Source organism: Streptomyces apricus, assembly GCF_008369065.1.
Classification (GTDB): Bacteria; Actinomycetota; Actinomycetes; order Streptomycetales; family Streptomycetaceae; genus Streptomyces; species Streptomyces apricus.
This window is the reverse complement of sequence record NZ_VDFC01000238.1, coordinates 1-1051: the sequence shown is the minus strand read 5'-3', so window position 1 is coordinate 1051 and position 1051 is coordinate 1. Positions and strand designations below refer to the sequence as shown.

Annotated in this window: 1 protein-coding gene and 1 pseudogene; both read left to right on the top strand. The window is 73.5% G+C overall.

Features of this window, described 5'->3' with window-relative positions:
* Positions 1-465, top strand: a pseudogene (locus FGF04_RS39425) (histidine kinase); the annotation flags it as partial.
* On the top strand, positions 462-962 hold the full coding sequence (locus FGF04_RS39420; protein ID WP_149516197.1) for a roadblock/LC7 domain-containing protein: 501 nt from the start codon (positions 462-464) through the stop codon (positions 960-962). The pseudogene FGF04_RS39425 and the gene FGF04_RS39420, both read left to right, overlap by 4 nt.
* Positions 963-1051: the final 89 nt, after the last annotated feature.

Below are 1051 nucleotides of genomic sequence, written 5' to 3'. Positions count from 1 at the left end.
GCACCCGTGAGCGGTACCGAGGACCCGGCCCCGCCCCGCGAACAGGCCGCCGCGGCCGCCTCGGACACCCCGGCGGCGCGGATCCCCGCCCAGGCCACCGGCGCCGACCGCACCGCGGACCACCGCACCACCGACCCGTACGCCATAGGCCCCGACACCCACGAGCGCGTCCCGGACGGGCCGCAGGGGGAGCGGAGCCCGCAGGAGCCGGCGGAGCGGATCACCGACAAGGGGCTGCCCAAGCGGACCCCGAGGATCTCCGCACCCGCGCAGGCCGCCGGCCCGCGCACGACGTCCGTCGACGCCGAGGCACTGCGACGCCGCCTCGGCGGATTCCACCGGGGGGCCAGTGAGGGTCGCCGCGACGTCGAGGCAGAGATCGCCGAACAGACGTCGGAGCTGGAGACGCCTGCCGTGCATGCCGTAGAAACCAAGGGGGACACAGTCGAGGAGGCAAGCAGTTGACCGCGTCCAGTACCTTCGGACTGAGCCATGAGGCCCGTAACCTGCACTGGCTGCTGACGAATCTCGTCGAGGAGGTGCCGGGCATCCTGTCGGTCGCGGTGGTCTCCTCCGACGGCCTGTTGCTGCTCTCCTCCGACCCCGGAAGGAACGAGCAGGCACGGCAGGAGGGCGGGAGACCCTCGGGCCCCCGCGGCTCCGCGGCGGACCTGGCCACCATCGTCTCCGGCATCGGCAGCCTCGCCGTCGGCGCCGCCAAGCTGATGGACGGCGGAACCGTCAAGCAGACGATGGTCGCGATGGAGGACGGCGGGCTCTTCGTCATGGCGATCAGCGACGGCTCGCTGCTCGGCGTGCACGGCTCCCCGGACTGCGACATGAGCGTCGTGGCGTACCACATGGCCCTCTTCGTGGGCCGGGCCGGACACGTGCTGACCCCCGAACYCCGCAGCGAGCTGCGCAAGTCGCTGGAGGCCAGCACGATGGAGACGGCCAAGTGAGCGACGTCAACGCGAACGGCGCGGCCGGGCTCCCGGTCCGCGGCGGGGACCCCTCCCGCGCCCGGCTGCGCTCGCGCGGGGGAACCCCC